Origin of the sequence: Collinsella sp. AF38-3AC (assembly GCF_003474365.1) — a bacterium.
Classification (GTDB): domain Bacteria; phylum Actinomycetota; class Coriobacteriia; order Coriobacteriales; family Coriobacteriaceae; genus Collinsella.
In genome coordinates this window covers 91,871-110,848 of record NZ_QROM01000005.1, presented here as the reverse complement: position 1 = coordinate 110,848, position 18,978 = coordinate 91,871, and the positions used below count along the sequence as shown (strand labels likewise).

The window sequence follows — 18,978 nt, the reverse complement described above, 5'->3', positions numbered from 1 at the left end:
GCCCCGGGGGCGGACAAACCTACTCAGTCTCGCCCGGTCGAGCGCCGCGGGCCAGGGCGTCCTGGTACTCCTTGACAGCCTTGAGTCTCTGCATGGGCTTAAGACGCTCGAACATGGTGTTGCCGTGCAGGTGATCGATCTCGTGCTGTAGGCACACGCAGAACAAATCGCCCGAAGCCTCGTAGCGAATCAGGTTGGCGTCCAGATCGTACGCCTCGACGACGACATGGTCGGGACGCTCGATCTCGCAGTTAATGCCCGGAATGGACAGGCAACCCTCACTAAAGGGCACCAGATGGTCACTCTGCTCAACAATGACGGGATTGATAAGCACGTACGGGTCGTAGTCGTTCTTGTCGGTGTAGTCGCAGTCGATGGTGACGAGCTGAATAAGCTCGCCGATCTGCGGGGCAGCCAGGCCGCAGCCGGCGTTCTCGAACATCATTTTCTTCATCTTCTCGGCAAGCGCCTCGATCGCCGGGGTGATCTCCTCGATGACGGCGCACTCCTGGCGCAGACGAGGGTCGGGCGACAGTACGATTCCGTTGGCTTCCATGGCCATCCTTTCGGGTTGTTACATCAAATCATAGGCATCGACGTCAACGCTCACGCTCACGCCGCGCACAGAGCCCACCTTTTTGAGGCAGGCGTCGATATCGTCAGAGACATGGTACCCCACGGGCGATTTCACAAGCAGGTGGAAGCGATAACGGTCCTTGGCTCTTTCGATTACACACGAAGCCGGGCCCAGCACCTGCGGCACGGCACTCCCCGCCCGCAAAAAATCGGGCGCGGCGGCATGCCAGCGACGCTTGAGGAGCTTCGCGATGCGCCCAATATAATCCCGTGCATCATCTGCATTCGCCGACCACACCAAAATGTTGACTAGTCGAACAAACGGCGGATACAGCGCGTCGCGGCGCTGGTCCAGGTCGTGGTCGGTAAAGATCGAACGGTCATGCTCGGCAACGGCGCGAATGACCGGGTCCTCGGGCAGATAGGTCTGGATGATGACCTCGCCGGGGCGATCGCCGCGGCCGGCGCGCCCCGCCACCTGCTCCAGCAAATCGTAGGCACGCTCCCCCGCGCGAAAATCGGGCAGCTTGAGCGCAAAGTCGGCATTGACCACGCCCACGAGCGTGACCTCGGGAAAGTCGAGCCCCTTGGCAATCATCTGGGTGCCCAGCAGCACCGCGCAATCGGCGGCATCGAACTGCTCGAGCAGCTTTTTGTGCGCGTCCTTGCCACGCGTGGAGTCGGCGTCCATGCGAATGATGGCGACGTCCTCGGGAAGCATCTGGTGCAGTGCGTCCTCGATCTGCTGCGTGCCCAGGCCCATTTTTGCCAGGTAGCGGCTACCGCATTTGGGGCAACGGCTCGTGGGCGCCGGATACGGCTGCACGCGCCAGGACGATCCGCAGGTGTGGCATTGCAGCGTGTGCGTGCGCTCGTGATACGTGAGTGCGGTGGAGCAGTGATTGCAGGTGGGGACGCAGCCGCACTCACGGCACATCAAAAACGGCGCAAAACCGCGGCGGTTGTGCAGCAACACGGCCTTTTCGCGACGCTTGACCACACGCTCCAAGCCCTCCATGAGCGGCTTTGAGAACATGGAGCGGCTGCCGTGCGAAAACTCGCGGCGCAGGTCGGCAATACGGACCGTAGGCAGCACGGCTTGTCCCGGGCGCTCGGGCATCTCGACGCGCGTCCAGGTGGCAGCGTTATACGTGCCGCGGCGGCAGCGGTCGAGGGCCTCGGCAGAAGGCGTGGCCGAGCCCAGCACGAGTGGGCAACGATAGCGCCGCGCCATCTCGGCCGCCACCTCGCGCGCGTGGTAACGCGGGCTGGAGCCTTGCTTGTAACTGGTCTCGTGCTCCTCGTCGATGATGATGAGGCCCAGGTCGTTAAACGGGCAAAAGAGCGCCGAACGTGCACCGACGACCACGCGCGCGGCACCGCTGGCGACCATATCCCACTGGTCCAGGCGCTCACCGGCCGAAAGGCGCGAATGGAACACGGCGACCGTCTCGCCAAAGCGCGAGCGGAAGCGGCCGACGGTCTGGGCCGTCAGTGAGATCTCGGGCACCAGCACGCAGGCCGAACGGCCGGCCGCCAGCACGCGCTCAATCGCCGAAAGATAAACCTCGGTTTTGCCAGAGCCGGTGACGCCGTCGACCAGCACCACGTCGCCATGAGCGTCCAGACGGGCGCGCTCAATCTGCGCGAGTGCCTGTTGCTGTCCGTTGGTAAGGGAGACTGGCGCCTTGCCGCTTGCCGAGGACAGCGTGGTCTGCTCGCTGCAGCCACGCCACGCACGGCGCTCCTCCACCACCACGACGCCGCGCTTTTCGAGCGCCTTGATGGTCGCCGACATGCTGTTATAGAGAAGGTTGAGGTCTCGGGTCGTGACCGGCCCGCACTGGAGCGCCTCGATAAGCTGACGCTGGCGGACCGCGGTCTTGGTCGGCGTATAGTCGAATCCCTCGGGCGTGAGCATGACCCAGCGATTTTGGATGGGTTTGACGGCGGGGCGCTCGACAGTCCACACGCCGTCGTCGCCCTTGACCACACGCGGGCTGCCGCCCGGAGGCAAAAACAGACGCAGACACTCGGAAAGCGTTGCGACGTACTCGCGGCTCATCCAGCGTGCGATACGGGCAGCCTCGGCGGTAAAGAGCGGTTTGCTGAGGATGGCCTCGATGGCTTTAATGTGCGCGGGGTCGAAGGCGTTGTTGCCCTGCAGGTCGCCCAGCTCAGGCGCAATGTCGACGATATAGCCCGCGGCGGCACGGTTACCAAAGTGGACCAGGACCGTGGACCCGATCTGTGCCTCGTTAGCAAGGGTTTGCGGGATGCCGTAGGCGAATGGCTCGGACAGCGCACGCGTCGGGATGTCGAGGACCACGCTCGCGTAGGCGGCGATGAGGTCAGGTGTATGCTCGGGCTTGGCCGGTGCAGCGGCAGGCACGGGCGCCGCTGGAACCTCCTCCGGTTCCGGCGAACCAAACAGCGACAGTTGTTGAGCCATACACCACCTCTAACGAACGGACCTGAAAGGGCTGGGACAAAATAATCAGTAGTGTTTGTCCCATGGCCGATACGAGTGTCGAGCGTGTTGCGTCGCTCGAACATGGGACAAACACTACTGATTATTTTGTCCCAGCAACACGCTCATCGGTACAGAAACAAGAGCCCCGCTCGGGTGAACGGGGCTCGGATACATACGTGTGCGCAGCGATTACAGTGCCATCGTGCGGGCGCGGTCGATGCGCGCCAGGCAGTCGTCGCGGCCGACGAGCGCCATGGTCTCGCCCAGCGGAGGGCTCACCATGTTGCCGCAAACGGCGACGCGCACGGTCTGGAACACCACGCGCTTCTTGAGGTCCATCTGCTCGGGCAGCGGCTCAAGCGCGGCGTCGATAGCCTCGGCGGTCCAGTCGGTCAGGCCCTCGAGCGCGGCCTTGGCGGCATCCAGAATGGCACCCATGCCCTCCTTGGCCAGGCCCTTGTTGACGGACTTCTCGTCATACTCGAGCGTCTCGGCCGTAGCGAAGATGGGAGCGGCGACGGTCACGGTGTCGGCCGGCATCTTGGTACGCGGCTTGACGATGGCAGCGAGCGCGTCGATCCAATCCTCACCGTACTCGACATTACCCTTGATGAGACCCGCCTCGTGCAGCTCGGGGACCATAATCTCGTCGGCAAACTGAGCATCGGACATGCCGTTGATGTACTCGGCATTGACCCAGTCGAGCTTCTTGGGGTCGAAGGTCGCCGGGTTCTTGGAGATGCGATCGAGCGAGAACTTACTGGCCAGGACATCGCGCGGGATGATCGTGGTCTCGCCGTCGAGCGACCAGCCGAGCAGCGCCAGGTAGTTGACGAAGGCATCGGACAGGTAGCCGGCGTCGCGGTACTCCTCCACCGAGGTGGCGCCGTGGCGCTTGGAGAGCTTCTTGCCGTCGGCGCCCAGGATCATGGAGATGTGGGCGAACGTGGGCACGGGCGCGCCGAGGGCCTCGTAGACCATGACCTGGCGCGGGGTGTTGGACAAGTGATCGTCGCCGCGGATGACGTGGGTGATCTTCATCATGGCGTCGTCGACGACGGTCGCGAAGTTGTACGTGGGCGTGCCATCGGAGCGGAAGATGACGAAGTCGTCGAGCTCCTTGGCGTCGAAGGTCACCTCGCCGTGGACGGCGTCGTGGATACGGACGTCGCCGCGGTCCTCGGGCACCTTGATGCGCAGGACGTAGGACTCGCCGGCCTCGATGCGGCGGCGTGCCTCCTCGGGATCAAGATCGCGGCAGCGGCGCTGATAGCCCTGGAAGGGATCCTTGCGCTCCTGGGCGGCCTTGCGATCGGCGTCGAGCTGCTCCTTGGTGCAGAAGCAGGGATAGGCCTTGCCCTCGTCCCAGAGCTTCTGGGCGGCCTGCTTGTACAGGTCCAGGCGCTCGGTCTGGGCGTAGGGGCCAAAGTCGCCGCCCACCTCGGGACCCTCGTCCCAGTCCAGGCCCAGCCAACGCATGGCGCGCAGGATGACCTGCGTGTTCTCGTCGGTGGAGCGGGTGGGGTCGGTGTCGTCGATGCGCAGGATGAACGTGCCGCCGTTTGCACGGGCAAAAGCCCAGTTATAAATAGCGGTGCGGGCGCCGCCGATGTGCAGCTTGCCCGTCGGTGAGGGTGCAAAGCGGACGCGAACGTCTGATGCCATGGAAATCTCCTCGATTGCAGGATGGATGTCGAACCGCACCAGTATAAAGCAACAATGCCCACCTCCGCACAAAGGGCATCGACCCAGTCATTGGGTAGCTAATTTGGGACGGGGCTTTTTTAGCTACCCTATGTCGAGGTAGGCCTCTGGCTCCGAAGACTCCGGATTGGGTAGCTAAAAAAGCCCCGTCCCAAATTAGCTACCCCCAAAGCGATGTATGACTAGGTGCGGAAAGGGTGTGAATGTTTGATTTACGCGCTATGATGTGCCCTTGCATAGAGAGCTCGGCGGAATGGTAACGGTCGCCGGGACACGTTTTTGAAGGGACTATCATGTCAGAAGAACTTCGTTCCATCCCACCCCAACACGGGTCCTTTGTTTTTACGTCGGAGTCGGTGACCGAAGGTCATCCCGATAAGATCGCTGACCAGATCAGCGACGCCGTCCTCGACGCAATCCTCGCCAAAGAAATAGAGCTCCAGGAACAGGGCTACATCGCCCCCAACGGCGTGCCTGCCAACGTGGAGAACGTCCGCTGCGCCTGCGAGACCCTCGTGACCACCGGCACCGTCATCGTCGCCGGCGAGATTCGCACCCAGGCCTACGTCGACGTACAGGAAATCGCCCGCGGCGTTATCCGCCGCATTGGCTACAACCGTGCCAAGTTCGGTTTTGACTGCGACACCTGCGGCGTTATGAGCCTCATCCACGAGCAGTCGCCCGATATCGCCCAGGGCGTCGACGAGTCCTTCGAGACCCAGACCGGCGCTACCACCGACCCGATCGACCTGATCGGCGCCGGCGACCAGGGCATGATGTTCGGTTATGCCTCCAACGAGACCAAGACCCTCATGCCCATGCCACACTACCTGGCAAGCCGCCTGGCCGAGCGCCTGGCCGCCGTGCGTCACGACGGCACCCTGCCCTACCTGCGTCCCGACGGCAAGACCCAGGTCACCGTGCGCTATGAGGACGGCAAGCCCGTGGAGGTCACGACCATCGTCATCTCCACGCAGCACGCCGCCGAGATCGAGGACATGGGCAAGATCAAGGCCGACCTCATCGAGCACGTCATCACCCCGGTCATGGCTGCCGAGAACATGCCGTGGGACAACGCGGACATCTACGTAAACCCCACCGGTCGCTTTGTCGTGGGCGGCCCCATGGGCGACACGGGGCTCACCGGCCGCAAGATCATCGTCGACACCTACGGCGGCTACGGTCGTCACGGCGGCGGTGCCTTTAGCGGCAAGGACTGCACCAAGGTTGACCGCTCCGCCGCGTATGCCGCGCGCTGGGTCGCCAAGAACGTGGTCGCCGCCGGTCTAGCCGACCGCTGCGAAGTCGAGCTTGCCTACGCCATCGGCGTTTCCAAGCCCCTCTCAATCATGGTCGACACCTTCGGTACCGCGCATGTTGCCGAGGACAAGATCGTCGAGGCCGTAGGGAAGATCTTCGACCTGCGCCCGGGCGCAATCATCCGCGACCTAGACCTGCGTCGCCCCATCTACGAAAAGACGGCAGCCTACGGTCACTTCGGCCGAGAAGACGCCGACTTCACCTGGGAGAAGACCGACCGTGTCGAAGAACTCAAAGCAGCCTGCGGCCTGTAAGCTAACCCGAAAAGCTACAGCAAATAACAACGCACCAAAAGAAGTACCGACTCCAACCGGTACTTCTTTTTTATTTAAACGGTGGTGAAGATAAGCCGACCTGGGACATGGAATAGGTCACATGCCGATAAATATTGCGGCAGAGCGACTCCAACCATGTATCCTAAGTTCCGAGGGCTTTAGTATTTGGTCGATCGCGAGTTCCGCACGAGCCGGAGGCCAATTAATGTGGCCTCCGTGCGAGCAGGACTGTCCGAGCAGGCGACCAAATACTAAAGCCCTCGGAACGGCGGGACAGTGTATGCCCCGCCCTCGGGACGATGGGACAAAACAAAGGAGCACCCATGGCAGGCAAGCCGCAAACACTAGCTACGACCTCCGCATTCGAGATCTTGGGCCCCGTCATGGTCGGCCCCAGCTCATCGCACACCGCCGGCGCACTGCGCTGCGCACAAGTTGCCGCCAGCCTGCTGGAAGGCCGCATCACCAAAGTCACCTTTTGCCTGTGGAACTCCTTCGCCCATACCTACCGCGGCCACGGCACCGATCGTGCACTCGTCGCTGGCATCCTAGGCCTCGACACCGATGACGAGAACATCAAGCAGGCCTTCGACCTCGCACGCGAGCAGGGCCTCGAATATAACTTTGACATCAAGGGCGATGACGCCTCCATCCACCCCAACACCGTCGACATCGACATGGTCGACGACACGGGCGCTACGGCACAGGTCCGCGGCGAGAGCCTGGGCGGTGGCAAGATGCGCATCAGCCGCATTAACGGCGTCGGCGTTGACATCTCGGGTATGTACTCCACGCTCTTCGTGGCGCACCAGGATGTTCCCGGCGTGCTCGCCGCGCTCACGAACCTGCTCGCCTACGCCCACGTGAACATCGCCTTCTGCCGCACCTACCGCACCGAGGTGGGCGGCCAGGCCTACTCCGTCTTTGAGACCGACGGCGCGCCCGACGACACCGTTGTCCCTATGCTGCGCAAGCTCGACAATGTCGATTACGCGACCTTTATCGAGCTCCCAGGTTCTGCCTCGTCGCTCTCCCCCGGCGTCTCAGCAAAGGAAATCTTCGACGACGGCGAGCAGCTGCTCGATGCGTGCGAGGAACTGGGACTCAGCATCGGCGCCGTCATGGCCCTGCGCGAGGCGCGTCTGACCGGCGAGGCCCACGCCGTCGCCGCCATGCGCCGCGTGCTCGACGTCATGCGCGAGGAGACCACGGCCCCCATCGTCAATCCGCAGCGCTCGCTCGGCGGGCTTATCGGCGGCGAGGCCAAGCTTGTCGATGCCACCGGCCGCAACGACCTTGGCTCCAACTTAATGGGCCCCGTCCAGACCGATGCCGTGGCCCGCGCCATGGCCGTCCTTGAGCGCTCCGCCACCATGGGTGTGATCGTCGCTGCCCCCACGGCAGGCTCCGCAGGCGTCGTGCCCGGCTGCGTGCTGGCGCTCGCCGATCACCTTCAGCTCGACGACGAGCAGGTGATGGACGCGCTCTACTGCGCAGCTGCCATCGGCCTCAACCTCACCACGAGCGCCTGTGTCGCCGGCGCCGAGGGCGGATGCCAGGCCGAGGTGGGAAGCGCCGCCGCCATGGCTGCCGCCGCGCTGGTGCAGATACTCGGCGGCACGCCCGAGCAAGCGCTCGACGCCAGCTCCATCGCGCTGAGTAACCTGCTGGGCCTCGTTTGTGACCCCGTCGGAGGCCTGGTCGAGGTGCCCTGCCAAAACCGCAATGCCATCGGCGTGGCAGCGGCCTTTAGCTCGGCACAACTCGCCCTCGCCGGCATTAAGAGCCTGGTGCCGTTTGACCAGATGGCACATGTCATGCTCTCGGTGGGCCACGCGTTGCCGGCCACGCTGCGCGAGACGGCAAAGGGCGGCATCGCGCAGGCTCCGGCCGCGCTTTCGGCCTGTGCAAAATGCGGTGTGTGCGGGTAGTGACCAAGAACGACTCGATAGTGGGACAACTGTCCCACCTCTTTTGAATGCCACCGTTTCCGTACCACAAACAACTAGGTAATCGCTATAATGCAAGCCCAGTAAAAACACGATGAGCCGCAAGGCGAAATTCGAAGGATATGCATACGATGTCGCAAAACGATCGAACTCAACTGATTCCCGATCCGCAGCAGCCGAGCAGGCACACCGGTGGCGTTCAGTCGCCGCGTCCTATCGCGCCGAGTCACGGTCAGCAGCGTGGTGCGGCAAACGCTTCCCAACGCCCGAACCATCAACGTCAGCAGCGCCAGGCAAACGGCAATGCGCCCAAGCAGCCCCCCGCGCACGGTCGAGGCGATCGCGGCCCCGCGCGCAAACCCGCCGAGAACAATAAGTCGGGCAAAAAGACGACGCTCTTTGTCGTCCTGGGTCTTATCGTCATTGTCTATATCGTAGGCGTCGTAGCGTTTTCGCAGGTAGCCTACCCCAATACCACCATCGCCGGCGTCGACGTCTCGTTCTCAAACGCTTCGTCTGCCGCCACCAAGGTCAACTCGGCATGGAAGCACTATAAGCTCACCGTGACAGGCGATGACTTTAGCTGGACCTATCAGCCCGAGTCCGATGAGCCCATCGTCGACGGCGAAGCAGCCGCAAAAGAGATTATCAGCCACAACGAAGCCTTTGTATGGCCGGTCCGCCTTGTGGAATCCTTAAGCGGAAGGACCAAAACAACCGCTACCTCCAACGAAGTCGATCTTGATCAAGACGTCGACCTGTCCATGCTCTCCGACACTTTTGACCAAAAGAAGTTTAAGGAGGATCTGGGCGCCGCCATCGACGAGTTTAACGAGGGGCGTTCGGGCACGTTCGAGGCCAATAGCTCCTATGACGAGCAGGCCGGCAAGTTTACCGTCGAGAAGGCGCGCTCCAACGAAAAACTCGACCGCGAGCATGTCATTAAGTATGCCGAGCTCGAGCTTGCCTCGCTGTCCGAGACCGTAGACCTTTCCAAGCTCGGCAACGATGCCTATGAGCCGCTCAATGGAACGCTGACCGATGATCAGATTCAGGCCGCATGCGATGCCGCCAACAACTTCCTGGGCGTCAACGTGACCCTCAAGCTCAACGGCGAGGATGCCGGCAAGGTTGATGGCAGCTCCGTGTTGCAGTGGATCAGCTTTGCCGATCCGGCCAACCCCACACTCGATACTTCACAGATCAGCAGCTGGGCAACCGAGCTCGCCAACGGCTTTAACACCGTGGGCTCCACTCGCTGGTGGACGCGCGCCGATGGCAAGCAATGCGCAGTTGAAGGCGGCGACTTTGGTTGGTCCATCGACAGCGGCTCGCTCGCCAAGCAGGTCGAGGACGCCATTAACAACAAGCAGACCGGCGAAATCGAGATCAAGTACTCCCAGAAGGCCGACACCTTTACCGCAAAGGGAGAGCCCGACTGGAAGGCATACGTCGATGTCGATCTGTCCGAGCAGCACGCGCGCTACTACGACGAGAGCGGCAATATCATGTGGGAGGCCAACTTTATCTCAGGAAAGCCGGGTGAGGACGCCACTCCCGAAGGCGTCTGGCAGATCAACAGCAACGACGGCGCGAGCACGCTGATTGGCGCCAAGGACCCCGAGACGGGCAAGCCCAAATACGAGAGCCCGGTGAGCTACTGGATGCCGTTTGAGGGCAACATGATCGGCTTCCACGATGCCACCTGGCAAAACGACAAGAGCTTCGATAACGCCGAGTCGTACAAGTGGTGCGGCAGCCACGGTTGCATCAACCTGCGCCTGGCCGACGCCAAGGCACTTCACGACTGCATCAAAGTCGGCCTGTGCGTGGTTGTCCACTCGTAGTGCAACGCGCGCATTCATACAGCGTGGAACCGCTGCGACCATTCTAACAGTTCCGAAAGAAACCGTCCTATGCGCCCGCCCCAACCGGTGGGCGCATATACTTATCGAGGTTCTTTCTATAAAGGAGACGCTATGCCGAATGTCCCCACGATCACCCCGGGCCCGGATAATACCGAGCACACGCCCGAAGGTATCACCGAAACGCTTCCTCTGATCACAGACGTACATGCCGACAAGGAGAGCGGACGCACGAACGACACGGCCGAGATTTCCGATGAAGAGGCATATGCCAAGCTCAAGGCAAAACGTGCCGAACGTCGACGCAAAAAACTGATTCGACGCGGCATTGCCGCCGGCATCGTGGGTGTCATCGCGCTCATTGCCATTGTCGCAACCCTGGTTATCAATGCGCAGCCACAGGGCGATAGCGGGCCTGCGACCGACATGGTGACCGAGGGCACGTTTAGCACAACGGTCGAAGCGAAAGGCCAGCTCAAACCCATTTCGTCCTCAGTGGTCTCCCCTTCTGTCGACGGCACGGTCGATTCGATAAACGTGCAGGCAGGCCAGTCCGTCAACGAGGGCGACGTGCTCATGACCATTAAAAACGACGAGCTCGATCGCAACGTCGCCGAGGCGCAGCGCGCGGTGACAGCGGCACAGGAAGACCTCGCCAACGCGAAGAAAGCCGCAGCTGCCGCGCAGGCCGCCCCAACGACGGATGTCGACGAAGCTTCCGCAGCGGCTGGCATCTCCGCCGCATCAGCGGACACGAACGCCGTATCGGCCGCGCAGCGCAGCCTCGCATCGGCCCAGGCAAACCTCGATCAGGCGAACGCCAAGGCCGCCAGCCGTACGATCACGGCCCCGAGCTCGGGCAACATCGTGGAGCTCAACGCCAAGGTGGGCGCCACGGTGACGGGTGGCATGATCATGGGCGAAGGCGACACGAGCGGCGGCAAACAGTGCATGCAAATCGCCGACCTATCCAAGATGAAGGTCACCGTTCAGGTGGGCGAAAAGGATATCGCCAAGATCGCCGTGGGCCAGAGCGCCAACGTGACCTATCCCGCGTTTCCCGATATCGTGAGCCAGGGAACGGTCACAGCCATCGCCTCGGTGGCAAACTCCGACGCCAACGGCGGCGGCAGCGTGACCTTTAACGTCGACATTTTGATCGAAGCACCCGACGCGCGCCTCAAGCCGGGTATGACCGCCGAGGTCTCGGTGGTGACCGAACAGCTCGACGATGTGGTGATGGTGCCGACCATGGCCCTCATGACCGAGGATGGCGAGCACTATTACGTCAACGTGGCAACCGACGGCGAAGGTAAACAGACCCGACGCGTAAAGGTGACCGTCGTGACGCAAAACGATAACGACGCCGTGGTCGGCAAAACGCAGGTCAAGCGCGACGACCAGGGCAACGAGATCAACCCTAACGTGCCGGTTACCAAGTTGCGCGACGGCGACACCATTGTGATGGATACCGGCGCGGGCATGACGGCCGACGGCGGCGACAACATGCCTGCCGACGAGGGCAAGTAATGCGTCCCGTCATCGACATCCGCAACGTGCACCGCATCTTTGAGAGCGAGGCCGGTTGCGCCCACATCCTGCATAACGTAAGCCTGGCAGTAGATCCCGGTGAGTTCGTCGCCATCACCGGCCCCTCGGGCTCGGGCAAGTCGACGCTCATGAACATCCTGGGCTGCCTGGACAAACCGACGGCGGGCGATTACTTCCTGCAAGGGCTCAACGTCGCCGAGCTCGACGATGATGAGCTCACCGAGGTGCGCGCGCTGAGCATCGGCTTTGTCTTTCAAAGCTTTAATCTGCTGCCGCGCCTGACGGTGATCGAAAACGTCATGCTGCCGCTGTCCTACACCAATGTGCCGCGTAGCCAACGCGAGATGCGCGCCGTGCACGCGCTGCAAGCCGTCACGCTTCCGGTCGACCATTGGGATCATCGCATATCGGAGCTCTCGGGCGGACAGATGCAGCGCGTCGCCATCGCGCGCGCCCTTGTCAACGATCCACCCATCATTTTGGCCGACGAGCCGACGGGAAACCTGGACTCGACAACCGGGGCGCTTGTCATGGAAACCTTCCACAAGCTCCAGGAACGCGGCAAGACCATCGTGCTCATCACACATGATCCCGGTATCGCCGCCGAGGCCGACCGTGCCGTGACCATCCGCGACGGTCGCATTCACGACGGCGCGTATATTCCGCATGCACCGCGGACCCTGCGCAGCGCCGTAGATAGCCTGCCCATGATTTCCGCCTCCGCCAACCCGTCGAAAGGAGTGATGGCATGAGCGCCCGCGATCTCATCCAGGAAGCCCTTCACTCGCTCGAGGCCAACAAGGGGCGCAGCCTGCTCACCATCCTGGGCATTGTCATCGGCATCGCCTCGGTCATTGCCATGACTTCGCTCATCGGCGGCATCCAAAACAGCTTGGTAAACAGCCTGGGCCTCAACGCAGCTCGCATGGTTCAGATCTATTCGTCCCAAGAACTCTCTGATTCTGACGTCCAGAAGCTTCAAAAACTGGTGCCGCAGATAGAACAGATCGGCATTGTCAACAGCGCGTACACCGAGTACAAGGCCGGCGATAAAAGCTATACCGTCATGGCACAGGGTGTCGATAGCGACATGCTTGACGCCGTGGGTGCCAGTAAGCTCGTTGCGGGGCGCACCTACACCGATGTCGAGTCAAAGGCAGGCTCGCGCGTGGCGCTCATCAGCCGCGGCGGCGCCAATCAGCTTTACGGCAACGAACGAGATGCGCTGGGAAAAACCATCAAGGTGTCCAACGGCGAGGTGCAGATTGTAGGCGTGATTGATGGCGGCAGCGACTCCATGGGCTCGCTCACTTTGTATATGCCACGTGAAACCATCTCCGGCCTATTTGGCAACGAGAATCCTTCATTCCCCAGCGTGACGGCACTTGCCGCCGAGGGCACGGACATGGATGAGCTCTGCAAGACCATCGAGTCCAAGGTGCGCGCGATGAAGGGCATCGCGGAGGATGATGAGTACGACAGTGTATCGGCGACCTCCATGAAAGGCGCCATCGATGCACTCAACTCCTTTATGGGCGCATTTTCGCTCATCATGGGTGCTGTCGCCAGTATCTCGCTGCTTGTCGGCGGTATCGGCATTATGAACATGATGCTCACCAACGTGACTGAGCGCATCCGCGAGATCGGCATCCGTCGCGCTCTGGGCGCCAGTCGTCGCGATATCACCGCGCAGTTTTTGGCCGAGTCCTCGACGCTGTGCGTCACCGGTGGCCTGCTGGGTGTCCTGATAGGCTATCTGCTGGCCTGGGGCCTCGCGATGTTTGCCTCCGGATCCGGGATTCTTGGCGAGCTCGGTGCCAGCGGGCAAATCACACCGAGTTTTTCAATTGCCACGGTGCTGCTGGCCTTCGCCGTCTCCGTCGGCATCGGCGTAATCTTTGGCTTCTACCCCGCTCGCCGCGCGGCAAAGCTCGACCCGGTGGAGTGCCTACGCTACCAGTAAGCCACCACCAACAAGTTGCGGTGAATTAGGGACTGAATATGCTATCTAGCAGCAAAAACAGACACTATTTCACCGCAACTCAGGGGGTAAGGCGCAAGTGCTATTCGAAACGAGATTCCAGGCTCGAAAGGCCGCTCAACGTCAGATTATTGGCAACCTCCGAGACGCGCTCGATGGGAACCGAGCCGTCAGACAGCGCCCACGTGCGATAGATACCGATGATACCCGATAGCAAAAACGCCAGATAGTAGTCGAACATCTCGTCCTTGAGACCTTGGGGCAGCAGATCGCGATCAGCAATCTCGTGTTCGAGCGGCACACGAAGACGAGCCATAAAATCATCGAGCGGAATATTCTCGATCAGCTGACGATTGAGCACCAGGTTGTTGCATAGCGCCTCATTAACGGTTTTAAAGAAAGTCGCCGCCGCGCCCAGGGCGCGCTCGTTGGTGTCGCCGTTCATGGAAGCAAGCGTTTTCTCGACCGAGTCGACAATCATCTCCACCACATCGACGGCAATGGCATTGAGCAGGCCGTCAACCGTACCAAAGTGAACGTAAAAGGTCTTGCGGTCGACATTGGCCTCGCGCGCGATGGCACTCACCGTAATGTCTGCCAGCGGCTTTTCCATGAGCAGGCGCTCGAAAGCGGAAAGGATGGCAGTGCGGCTGCGAACGATGCGGCGATCAATACGCGGTTTGCTGGTGGCCATGGGCGTGTCCCTTCGATATACGGGCACTCATCAACAGATGAGAGATAATCTACGTAAGAGGATTATCCCCCATACAGCACAAATATGCCCCGCATCATGAAGAACGCACGACTGCCCTACTGCGACTTAGGGTGCTTCTTCTTATTGAGTGCCGACGGAGATACGCGAATACCATCGCCTGTCTGGCGCACATAGGCTTTATGAGCCGGCTTAGCGGTCCCAGAAGCCTTCTGAGCGTGCTTCTTGGGATCAACGGTAACAGAATTCGTGGGGTGCGGCTTAGTGGGCGCAGAGGGCGTCTGAGGCGTGCGGCCGAGCTTGCGCACCACGCGATCCCAGCGCGCATGGATGCTCTCGTTGTGGGCGCTCTTAAGGCCCAGCAGGGGCGCAGCCAAAATGGTCGGCGCAATAAACGTAATGAGGCGCCACAGCAGATAGCCGGCGGTCGAAGCCGATCCAAAGAAATGACCCAGGAAAAGCGCGAAGCCACCCTCGGCACCGCCGGTGCCACCGGGCAGGGGAACAGCAGAGCTGAGGAGCTGAACAAAGGCGCTCGCGGCCATGACCGAGAAAAAGTCGACCTCGTGGTGGCCAAAGGCAAGCATCAGAAAATACGGCACCAGATAGAAAAACGCGAGCTGCAGCATGGTGATAAACACGGTGAGCAGCATGGACGAAAAATGGCCAGCCGAAAGCTTGAACTTCTCGGAGAACGAATAGACCTCGCCATCGACAAACGTGCGCCATCCCTCGATCTTAGTGGACGAGACACCTATGCGCTCGAGCCAATTAATGATGCAATGGGCGACGCGCGTGACGGTCTTAGGCATGAGCGCGACGGCAAAGATACCTAGCAAGATGCAGCAGTGTCCGCCAAAGCTAAAGACGCACAGCAGTGTCATGTCGCCATAGCGCTCGGCGAAAAACGGCATGCGAGCAAGTAGCAGGATAGCACCCCAGGCAACAAGGCCAAACTGATACACGATAAAACGCGTGAACTGCGTGGCGCCGGCCTCGCCGACATTTTGGCCCGCTTTGGTCAGGCGGTAAATCTGGGCAGGAGTCGAGCCCATCATCATGGGCGTCAGGTTACCAAAAAAGATGCCGCTCGCCTCGACAGAGATCAGGTCGCGAATGCCGACGGGTGAATTGGGGTCGAGCCAGACGGCGATCGCATAGGCCACAATGCCAAAGAACAAATACATGAACATGCATAGACACGCGACAACGAGCCAGGGCGCCCGGACGCTCGACATAGCAGCCCAGAACTGCCCCATCTGCCCGGTTACCACCAGATAGACGATATAACCCACCAGCACAACGCCGATAAAGATGGCGCCGCGACGTGCGCTCTTATTGTCATCGCCGCCCGAGGCCTCAACCTCGACCTGGGGCTTGGACGTATACTGTGAGGACTCCGTCATGAGACTCCTTCTAACAGTCAAAATATCTTGGTTATTGTACCCGTAAGGGCCATAAGCAGAACGCAAAGCTCTTGTTTAAACGGGAATTGCAGACGGTTGTTTGATAAAAAAACCCGGCCTTCCGTGGGAAGTCCGGGTAACAGATGCGTGGTAGCCCGTACCAGATTCGAACTGGTGATCTCCGCCTTGAGAGGGCGGCGTCCTAAACCGCTAGACGAACGGGCCATAAGCCTCGGCAGAAAAGAAATGGTAGCCCGTACCAGATTCGAACTGGTGATCTCCGCCTTGAGAGGGCGGCGTCCTAAACCGCTAGACGAACGGGCCACATGACATCTGCACTGCCGTGCTGCGAGGAAACATATTACGGGACAAAAAACGTGAGCGCAAGAAAAAAATCCAAATTGCCAAAAATTTGTCGGCAGGTTATGGAACGCGCAGGTCAGCAAGGTAGTTAGTTTGGGACGGGGCTTTTTTAGCTGCCCTAGCCGTCAATCGACCGAGCCGCCGGTGCTGCCGACAGGGGTAGCTAAAAAAGCCCCGTCCCAAATTAACTACCCTAGGTTGAGATGGACCAAAAGAGCTTCGCGGTCGTTGGGGATGTTGTCCTCGATCACGGCGTCGAGCGCTGCGTTGAGAAGCTGACCTAGCTCGGGCCCCGGCTTCACGCCGGCGCGGATCAGATCGCCGCCGTTGATGGCGAGCATCTTGAGCGTATAGGGCTCCCCTGCCTCCAGTAGCTCGTGCGCCAGCGCGCGCATCTCCTCGATGGTCTCGACGTAATAGAAGCACGACGGGGCCTTGCCGAGCGTATCGGCACGCTTGAGATCCATGAGCTCGTCCATCAGGCGGGCGGTGTCGACGCCCTCGCCCGAAAGCAAGCCCATCATATTGAGCAGACAGGAACGCTCGGGGCGCAACGGTTTATCGTGATACTTGATGAGCAGACACACGTCACGGATCAGGTCATGCGAAAGCGCCAGGCGATCCATAATGACGCGCGCCTTCTTGGCCCCGAGCTCGGGATGACCGTAAAAGTGGCCGCTGCCCGCATGGTCGACCGTAAAACACTCGGGCTTGGAAACGTCGTGCAAAAACGCCGCCCACATCAGGCTCGACGAGGGCGCGACGCCGTCACACAGCGCCAGCTCCCCTGCCACCGTCAGCACGCGGGCAATATGCTCGTAAACGTTAAAGGCATGGTAGACGCTGCGCTGATCAAACCCGCGACCCGCTGCCAACTCGGGCACGGCGGCGCAAACAAGCTCGGGGTAGCGCAGCATGGCGTCTCCCCCGTGGCCGGTCGAAAGGATGCCCTCGAGCTCAATGCCCACACGCTCGCGCGCCACGGCATCGAGCAGCGGCGCGCACTCGGCAAGGGCACGCTTAGTCTCGGGCTCAATCACAAAGTCCAGGCGGCAGGCAAAACGCACCGCACGCAGCATGCGCAGGGCATCCTCGTTAAAGCGACGCTTGGGATCGCCGACGGCACGGATCAGCTTTCGTTCCAAATCACCCTGGCCGTCGTAGCGGTCGACAAGCCCGCGCTCGGGATGCCAGGCCATGGCGTTGACGGTAAAGTCGCGGCGCGCCAGATCGTCCTCAAGCGACGCCGCACGCTCCACGCTTTGCGGATGGCGGCCATCGGTGTAAAAGCCGTCCAGGCGGTACGTAGTGACCTCGATACGCTCGCCATCACTAATGGCGGTGATGCCGCCAAATTTAATGCCCGATTCAACCACCGCAATGCCGGCAGCCTCGAGTGCTACCTTGGACTCCTGGCACAGGCCGCTGCAGCACATATCAACATCGTGGCTGGGGCATCCCATAAGGGCATCACGTACCCAACCGCCTACGTACCAAGCCTCAAGACCAGCAGCCTCGAGCGCGCGTAGGACGCGCAGGGAGGCGGCTGACGGCTGCGTAGCGTTAAGCGAAACTGTGCACATTCCTGTGGCCTCCTGCAATTACGAGTGTATTGATTGTTGGTTCTCAAGAAGTCTAGCAAGAAACAGAAGAAGGCGCACACACGAACCCACTTCGCGCACGATTGAGCCCCAAGGGCTCGACAGCAGGCTTAAAAAAGCACCCGTCTCGAAAGTCCGAGACGGGTGCTCGACAAGCAAAAAATGTAACCGTGTGACGCGCTAGCAAACCTGACGGATGGCAATACCCTTCTTGTACTCCTCCACCTTGGCAAAGTCACCCAGACCCGGGCACTCGACCACGTTGGCGCCGGTTGCCATCGACAGGCGCAGGGCGTCCTCGACGCGCTCGGGGGCGTCGTGCCACACGGACAGGAAAGCGGCCAGGGAGGAGTCGCCCGCGCAGACCGTCGACAGCAGCTTAACCTCAAAAGTACGGTTGGCAAACCAGATGTGCTCGCCGTTGGAGAAGTACGCGCCGTCGCCGCCGAGCGTCAGCAGCACGTTCTTAGCGCCCTTGGCGTGCAGCTCGGCCATGGCACGCTTGACGGACTCATCGTCGCCGCCGCTTACCTTAATGCCAAAGATATCGAGCAGCTCGTCGTCATTAGGCTTAATCAGCAGAGGCTCCATGGCAATGAGGTCTGCCAGCTGATGGCTCGAGATGTCGAGCACGAACTCGGCACCCTTTGCCTTAACACGGCGAAGCACCTCGGCGAGGAAACCATCAGAGGTGTTGGGGGGCAGTGAGCCGCTAATGACCAGGCAGGTCATGTCATCGAGTGAATCGATAAGCTCAAACATCTCCTGCTCGTTGGCCTCGTTGATGGCGGCACCGGCGTTGACCATGTTGTACTCGGTGTCGGGGCCCGCGTTGAGGAACACGTTGACGCGCGTGATACCGTCGGTCCACACGGGCTTGACGGGCACGCCCAGGGCCTCGGCGCCCTTGACGATAAACTCGCCCGAAAAGCCGGCGAAGAAGCCAAGGATCGTGGTGTCGACGCCGTAGTGATCGAGGGTGAACGAGACGTTGAGACCCTTGCCGTTGGGCGTGTAAACGGCGTTGCGGGTACGCGTGACGGTGTTGGCGTCAAGACCGTCGCAGGCGATGTTATAGTCGATGGCGGGATTTGCAGTGAGCGTGTAAATCATGAATGTTCCTTTCACAAGGCAACGTGTTAATGAAAGTATATTCCACACATCGGAAAAAGGCTAGGACAACTCGGTAAACGGTGTGAAAG

At 60.9% G+C, this 18,978-nt stretch carries 13 protein-coding genes and 2 tRNA genes; 6 read left to right on the top strand and 9 right to left on the bottom strand.

The genetic code is table 11. The annotated features are described in order from the left end of the window. Positions 1-19: 19 nt before the first annotated feature. From def to gltX, 3 genes are all read right to left on the bottom strand, one after another. Complete coding sequence (def, locus tag DW029_RS04935) at positions 20-556, bottom strand: peptide deformylase (protein ID WP_117742857.1); 537 nt, start codon at positions 554-556, stop codon at positions 20-22. Positions 557-574: 18 nt separating this feature from the next. After that, positions 575-3,028, bottom strand: a complete 2,454-nt coding sequence (gene priA, locus DW029_RS04930) for a primosomal protein N' (protein ID WP_118345444.1) — start codon at positions 3,026-3,028, stop codon at positions 575-577. Positions 3,029-3,238: 210 nt separating this feature from the next. Then, entirely contained in the window at positions 3,239-4,714 is a 1,476-nt protein-coding gene (gltX, locus tag DW029_RS04925) for a glutamate--tRNA ligase (protein ID WP_118345443.1), read from the bottom strand. A gap of 332 nt (positions 4,715-5,046) precedes the next feature. Between gltX and metK the strand changes: the two genes are divergently transcribed. The 6 genes from metK (at position 5,047) to DW029_RS04895 (ending at position 13,676) form a co-directional block, all read left to right on the top strand. Continuing rightward, on the top strand, positions 5,047-6,327 hold the full coding sequence (gene metK / locus DW029_RS04920; RefSeq protein WP_118345442.1) for a methionine adenosyltransferase: 1,281 nt from the start codon (positions 5,047-5,049) through the stop codon (positions 6,325-6,327). Positions 6,328-6,671: 344 nt separating this feature from the next. Then, positions 6,672-8,279 carry an L-serine ammonia-lyase, iron-sulfur-dependent, subunit alpha gene (gene sdaAA, locus DW029_RS04915; protein WP_118345441.1) on the top strand — a complete coding sequence of 536 codons (1,608 nt, stop codon included), beginning with the start codon at positions 6,672-6,674 and terminating at the stop codon, positions 8,277-8,279. Positions 8,280-8,428: 149 nt separating this feature from the next. Continuing rightward, positions 8,429-10,144 (top strand): L,D-transpeptidase, encoded by a 1,716-nt coding sequence (locus tag DW029_RS04910; RefSeq protein WP_158572615.1) that lies wholly within the window; start codon positions 8,429-8,431, stop codon positions 10,142-10,144. Between the two features lie 132 nt (positions 10,145-10,276). Then, entirely contained in the window at positions 10,277-11,692 is a 1,416-nt protein-coding gene (locus DW029_RS04905) for an efflux RND transporter periplasmic adaptor subunit (RefSeq protein WP_158572614.1), read from the top strand. Further along, positions 11,692-12,465 (top strand): ABC transporter ATP-binding protein, encoded by a 774-nt coding sequence (locus DW029_RS04900; protein WP_118345438.1) that lies wholly within the window; start codon positions 11,692-11,694, stop codon positions 12,463-12,465. The genes DW029_RS04905 and DW029_RS04900 overlap by 1 nt, the downstream gene beginning before the upstream one ends. Continuing rightward, on the top strand, positions 12,462-13,676 hold the full coding sequence (locus DW029_RS04895; protein ID WP_118345437.1) for an ABC transporter permease: 1,215 nt from the start codon (positions 12,462-12,464) through the stop codon (positions 13,674-13,676). The genes DW029_RS04900 and DW029_RS04895 overlap by 4 nt, the downstream gene beginning before the upstream one ends. A gap of 100 nt (positions 13,677-13,776) precedes the next feature. On the opposite strand, the gene DW029_RS04890 is transcribed toward DW029_RS04895, so the two are convergent. From DW029_RS04890 to DW029_RS04865, 6 genes are all read right to left on the bottom strand, one after another. Further along, positions 13,777-14,388: a TetR/AcrR family transcriptional regulator gene (locus DW029_RS04890; protein ID WP_118345436.1), complete on the bottom strand. Its 612-nt coding sequence runs from the start codon at positions 14,386-14,388 to the stop codon at positions 13,777-13,779. A 116-nt stretch (positions 14,389-14,504) separates the two neighbouring features. Then, positions 14,505-15,812: a lysylphosphatidylglycerol synthase transmembrane domain-containing protein gene (locus tag DW029_RS04885; RefSeq protein ID WP_118345435.1), complete on the bottom strand. Its 1,308-nt coding sequence runs from the start codon at positions 15,810-15,812 to the stop codon at positions 14,505-14,507. A 148-nt stretch (positions 15,813-15,960) separates the two neighbouring features. Beyond that, positions 15,961-16,037: transfer RNA gene (locus DW029_RS04880), tRNA-Glu, on the bottom strand. Positions 16,038-16,059: 22 nt separating this feature from the next. Then, positions 16,060-16,136: transfer RNA gene (locus DW029_RS04875), tRNA-Glu, on the bottom strand. A gap of 227 nt (positions 16,137-16,363) precedes the next feature. Continuing rightward, positions 16,364-17,758, bottom strand: a complete 1,395-nt coding sequence (locus DW029_RS04870) for a CCA tRNA nucleotidyltransferase (protein WP_118345434.1) — start codon at positions 17,756-17,758, stop codon at positions 16,364-16,366. A 198-nt stretch (positions 17,759-17,956) separates the two neighbouring features. Beyond that, positions 17,957-18,889: a 1-phosphofructokinase family hexose kinase gene (locus DW029_RS04865; protein ID WP_118345433.1), complete on the bottom strand. Its 933-nt coding sequence runs from the start codon at positions 18,887-18,889 to the stop codon at positions 17,957-17,959. Between the last annotated feature and the right edge of the window lie 89 nt (positions 18,890-18,978).